The 4,364-nt window shown below is 70.5% G+C and carries 5 protein-coding genes and 1 tRNA gene; 2 read left to right on the forward strand and 4 right to left on the reverse strand.

What is annotated here, in order from left to right; genetic code table 11:
* Positions 1-107 precede the first annotated feature (107 nt).
* Complete coding sequence (locus AB0L95_RS41765) at positions 108-806, reverse strand: hypothetical protein (RefSeq protein ID WP_365171854.1); 699 nt, start codon at positions 804-806, stop codon at positions 108-110.
* A gap of 47 nt (positions 807-853) precedes the next feature.
* On the opposite strand from AB0L95_RS41765, the gene AB0L95_RS41770 reads away from it, so the two are divergent.
* Positions 854-1,042, forward strand: a complete 189-nt coding sequence (locus AB0L95_RS41770) for a DUF5703 family protein (protein WP_030053310.1) — start codon at positions 854-856, stop codon at positions 1,040-1,042.
* 229 nt (positions 1,043-1,271) lie between these two features.
* On the opposite strand, the gene AB0L95_RS41775 is transcribed toward AB0L95_RS41770, so the two are convergent.
* The 3 genes from AB0L95_RS41775 to AB0L95_RS41785 all read right to left on the reverse strand — a co-directional run bounded on the left by AB0L95_RS41775 (position 1,272) and on the right by AB0L95_RS41785 (position 4,031).
* On the reverse strand, positions 1,272-2,117 hold the full coding sequence (locus tag AB0L95_RS41775; RefSeq protein ID WP_365171857.1) for a chaplin: 846 nt from the start codon (positions 2,115-2,117) through the stop codon (positions 1,272-1,274).
* Between the two features lie 168 nt (positions 2,118-2,285).
* On the reverse strand, positions 2,286-2,519 hold the full coding sequence (gene chpH / locus AB0L95_RS41780) for a chaplin ChpH (RefSeq protein ID WP_234517558.1): 234 nt from the start codon (positions 2,517-2,519) through the stop codon (positions 2,286-2,288).
* Positions 2,520-2,705: 186 nt separating this feature from the next.
* Positions 2,706-4,031, reverse strand: a complete 1,326-nt coding sequence (locus AB0L95_RS41785; RefSeq protein WP_365171859.1) for a M20/M25/M40 family metallo-hydrolase — start codon at positions 4,029-4,031, stop codon at positions 2,706-2,708.
* Between the two features lie 191 nt (positions 4,032-4,222).
* Between AB0L95_RS41785 and AB0L95_RS41790 the strand changes: the two genes are divergently transcribed.
* A tRNA-Leu gene (locus tag AB0L95_RS41790) sits at positions 4,223-4,307 on the forward strand.
* Positions 4,308-4,364: the final 57 nt, after the last annotated feature.

Below are 4,364 nucleotides of genomic sequence, written 5' to 3' on the forward strand. Positions count from 1 at the left end.
GGGGGGGGGGGGGGGGGCCGCGGGGCGGGGGCCCCCCCCCCCCCCCCCCCGGTGCCGGTGGCGGCCGCGGGGCCGGGTCCGGCCCGGCGCACGCATCGGACACGGCACTAGCGTTCGGCGTCCAGGGGCTCCAGGTCCTCCTCGTCGTCCAGCTCGCCGCGGAGCTCCGGGTCGAGTCCGAGATCTTCCTCGTCCTCGTCCGAGTCGTCGTCGAAGACCGCGCTGACGTCGAACCGGCAGACGACCCCCTGCGGGTCGATCTGCTCGAAAGGCGCCTCCAGCCATTCCCCGGGTTCCGTCGGTTCGTCGGCGGCCGTCACCCACAGGGTGGAGTCGCCCTCCTCCAGGCCGAACTCCTTGTGCCGGGAGGCGATCTCGTCCGGTTCGAACTCCCCGAAGATCACACCGAGCGCGCCGTGGACGGTGCCGGCCGACGACTCCAGCAGGGCGTCCTCGTCCGCGTCCTCCACGCGCCGCGCCTGCGTCAGCAGCCGCTGCGGCTCCACCACCGCGTAGTCCCGGCGGATCAGCACGCTCAGCGCGTTCGGTTCCTCGGGGCCCGCGTACGGCGGAAGTGCGTCTTCCGCACCGGGGATCTCGAAAGGGGTGACCTCGTCGTAGCGGTCGTAGAGGAGTTCGTCGTACTCCTCGGCCGCCGCGGCCAGCTCGTTGAACGCCTCGTAGACGGCCGGGTCGTCCTCGCCCGTCCTGCGCTCGACCGCGGCCAGGTGGCGGTCGAGCGCGGTCTTGACCGCCTCGGCGGCGGCGCGTACCTCGGCAGCGGTGGGCTGCGCAGCATCAGACATAGTGCAGACGCTATCCGTACCGGGCCCCAGCCCGCACAATAGATGCGATGCCGGAATACGAATTTGTCGACGTGTACGTACCGCGCGGGGTGTCCCGCAAGGACGCCACACGCCTGCTGACTGACCACGCCGAGTACGGACACTGGGAGCTGGACCGCCTGAGTCTGCTGCGTGACGGCAGCCGCAAGGTGCGGCTGCGCCGACGCATCATCCGCCAGGTGCGCGCCACGTGGTGAGGTGAAGGAGGCTGAAACGGATCGGGCCCCGCGTCTGCGGGGCCCGATCCGTTTCAGGGATGCCCATGGGGGAGAATGCGGCGGTTCAGTGCACTGTGTACCGCTTCGCTGAGCGTGGACCGCGCCCCGTCGCTCCTTGCACACGCGCGGCGACAGTCAGCGCTCTCCCCGCGGTGACCGGCCGGTGCCTCGACCGCCTCCGGCCCGTCCCCCTCCTGTGACCGATGCCTCACGCCCTCGCGCGCGCCCTGCGGTAGAGCAGCGCACCACCGAGCAGGGCACCCGCGCTGGCCGGTGCAAGGGCGCCGAGGGGCAGGTCGCTACCGGTGTGGGCGAGCTGCGCGCCCCCCACGGGCCGGATGACGGACGCCGACCCACCAGGGTGGTTGACGTGCTGGGACCCACCGCCGCCCGGCTGCTGGGGAGTACCGGGGTTGCCGGGGTTGCCGGGGTTGCCGGGGTTGCCGGGATTGCTGGGGTTACCCGGGTTGCTCGGCTGGCCCGGGTGACCGGGGTGACCGGGGTGACCGGGGTAGCCCGGGTGACCGGGATGTCCCGGGTGACCGGGATGTCCCGGGTGACCCGGGTGCCCAGGGTGACCCGGGTGTCCAGGGTGACCGGGCGTGCTGCCGCCGCCGGGCAGCTGGTGGCCACCGCCGCCGTTGTCGCAGTGGTTGCCCAGCGCGCCGTTGCCGACTCCGACGACGTTCACGCTGTTGCCGCAGACGTTGACGGGCACGTCCACCGGCACCTGGACGGTGTTGCCGGAGCCGACACCGGGCGAGCCACCGGTGTGACCGCCCGCGTGGGAGCCGCCGCCGGAGTGTGCGCCGCCCGTGTTGGCGCACGCGTTGCCTGCCGCGGGGTTGAGCAGCCCGATCACGTTCACGGTGTTTCCGCAGACGTTCACCGGGACGTGCACGGGCACCTGCACGGTGTTGCCGGACAGCACACCGGGCGAGCCCGCGGCCGATCCCAGCGCACCAGAGTCGGCGTGCGCGTAGCCGCCGGTGACGGCGAGGACGCCGGTCGCTGCCGCCACGGTCATCAGGCCCTTGCGGGTGACCTGTCGCATTGCTGAATTCCCTGCCTTCGACGTTGTCGTGAACCTTCTGGAGCGCGCCCGCCCGGATGAGCGGAGACGCGGAGGAACCGGTCGGCCCCGGAGCGCATGGGACGCGCTCCGGGGCCGACAGGCGCAGCCCCTCGTGGGGTGAGACCCCTCACGGGGTGAGGCGCAACGTCACTTGTTGATGCAGGTGTTGCCGAAGGCGGGGTTCAGCAGCCCGATCACCGAGATCGTGTTGCCGCAGACGTTCACCGGGACGTGCACCGGAACCTGGATGACATTGCCGGACACAACGCCCGGGGAGTGCACGGCGGCACCCTGGGCACCCGCGTCGGCGGCAGCCAGACCCGCGCTCGCGAGAACCAGACCACCGGTGGCGGCCGCAGCAGCGACGACCTTCTTGATCATTCTTCCTCCTCGTTGGCAAAGCGATCCAAGCCTCGGACCGCACCCCATGTAACGAGGAGGGAGTAATGGAGCTACGAGCTTATGGTCGCATTCACCCGTCCCGGTCGGCCCCCGTACGCGCTGGCGATTACTGCAGACTCGTTTCAGCACGCAAACCGGGACGGAATCAAGCGAGTTGGGCCGGGTTCAGGACGCGTCGATGAACCGGTCCAGGACCCGCACACCGAACTTCAGGGCGTCCACCGGGACCCGCTCGTCCACACCGTGGAACATGCCCGCGAAGTCCAGCTCCGGCGGCAGCTTGAGCGGCGCGAACCCGAAGCCGCGGATGCCCAGTTCGTCGAAGGACTTGGCGTCCGTGCCGCCGGAGAGCATGTACGGGATCGCCTTCGCCCCCGGGTCCTCGGCCTGCAGCGCGGACTGCATCGCCTCCACGAGCGCCCCGTCGAAAGTCGTCTCGACGGCCTTGTCGGAGTGCACGTCCTCCCGGCGCACCCGGGGCCCGAGGATCCGGTCGAGGTCGGCCAGGAACTCCTCCTCGAAGCCGGGCAGGAAGCGTCCGTCGACATGGGCCGTGGCCTCGCCCGGGATGACGTTCACCTTGTAACCGGCGTTCAGCTGCGTGGGGTTGGCCGTGTTGCTCAGGGTCGCGCCGATGAGCTTGGCGATGCCGCCGAGCCTGGCGAGGGTCGACTCCATGTCCTCCGGGTCGAGTTCGGTGCCGAGCGCGTCGCCGAGTTCGTCGAGGAAGGCCCGGGTGGTCTTGGTGACCCGCACCGGGAACTTGTGCCGCCCGAGCCGCGCGACCGCCTCGGAGAGCTCGGTGATCGCGTTGTCCCGGTGGATCATCGATCCGTGCCCGGCCGTGCCGGCCACGGTCAGCTTCATCCAGTGCATGCCCTTCTCGGCCGTCTGGATCAGATACAGCCGCCGCTGCTCGTTCACGGTGAACGAGAAACCGCCCACCTCGCTGATCGCCTCGGTCACCCCCTCGAAGAGGCCGGGGTGGCGGTCGACGAGGTACCGGGCGCCGTAGGTGCCGCCGGCCTCCTCGTCCGCGAGGAAGGCGAGGACGATGTCGCGCGGCGGCCTGCGCCCGCTGCGCAGCCGGTCCCGGACGACCGCCAGGGTCATGGCGTCCATGTCCTTCATGTCGACGGCGCCGCGCCCCCACACACACCCGTCGGCGATCTCGCCGGAGAACGGGTCGTGCGTCCAGTCCTGCGCATTGGCCGGTACGACGTCGGTGTGGCCGTGGATCAGCAGCGCGGGCCGCGAGGGGTCCTCGCCCTCGATGCGGGCCACCGTGGAGGCGCGGCCCTTGTGCGACTCGAAGATCTGCGGTTCGAGCCCCACCTCGGCCAGCTTCTCGGCAACGTACTCGGCGGCCCTGCGCTCACCGGGGCCGGAGTGGTCGCCGTAGTTGCTGGTGTCGATCTGGATCAGCTCACGGCAGAGGTCCACGACCTCGTCCTCGCCGGTGACGTTCCTGGCCGTGTCCGTCTCGGTCACGCTGTTTCCTCCCGCTGTCACTGCACTGCTGGTGGTCCCCTCATCCTCTCTCCGACCCCCGCCCCACCCCAAGGCACTGTCGGGTCCGTCACGCACCGTTCACGCCGGGACAGGGTGTGATCGAACGCCACCGAAAGCCTGGTAATGTTTCCTTCGTCGCTGCGAGGGAAACCCCGCACGACAGACACCTTGTCCGGGTGGCGGAATGGCAGACGCGCTAGCTTGAGGTGCTAGTGCCCTTTATCGGGCGTGGGGGTTCAAGTCCCCCCTCGGACACATGGTGAGCGGCGCCGACCTGTAGCAGGTGGGCGCCGCGCGTGCGTTCAGGGAGAT

The sequence above is a fragment of the Streptomyces sp. NPDC052036 genome (genome assembly GCF_040680495.1).
Classification (GTDB): Bacteria; Actinomycetota; Actinomycetes; order Streptomycetales; family Streptomycetaceae; genus Streptomyces.

What these genes read in the sequence shown, in the direction of transcription:
- AB0L95_RS41765 (WP_365171854.1), bottom strand. Translation starts at nt 806, where the DNA reads ATGTCTGATGCTGCGCAGCCCACCGCTGCCGAGGTACGCGCCGCCGCC.
- AB0L95_RS41770 (WP_030053310.1), top strand. Translation starts at nt 854, where the DNA reads ATGCCGGAATACGAATTTGTCGACGTGTACGTACCGCGCGGGGTGTCC.
- AB0L95_RS41775 (WP_365171857.1), bottom strand. Translation starts at nt 2,117, where the DNA reads ATGCGACAGGTCACCCGCAAGGGCCTGATGACCGTGGCGGCAGCGACC.
- chpH (WP_234517558.1), bottom strand. Translation starts at nt 2,519, where the DNA reads ATGATCAAGAAGGTCGTCGCTGCTGCGGCCGCCACCGGTGGTCTGGTT.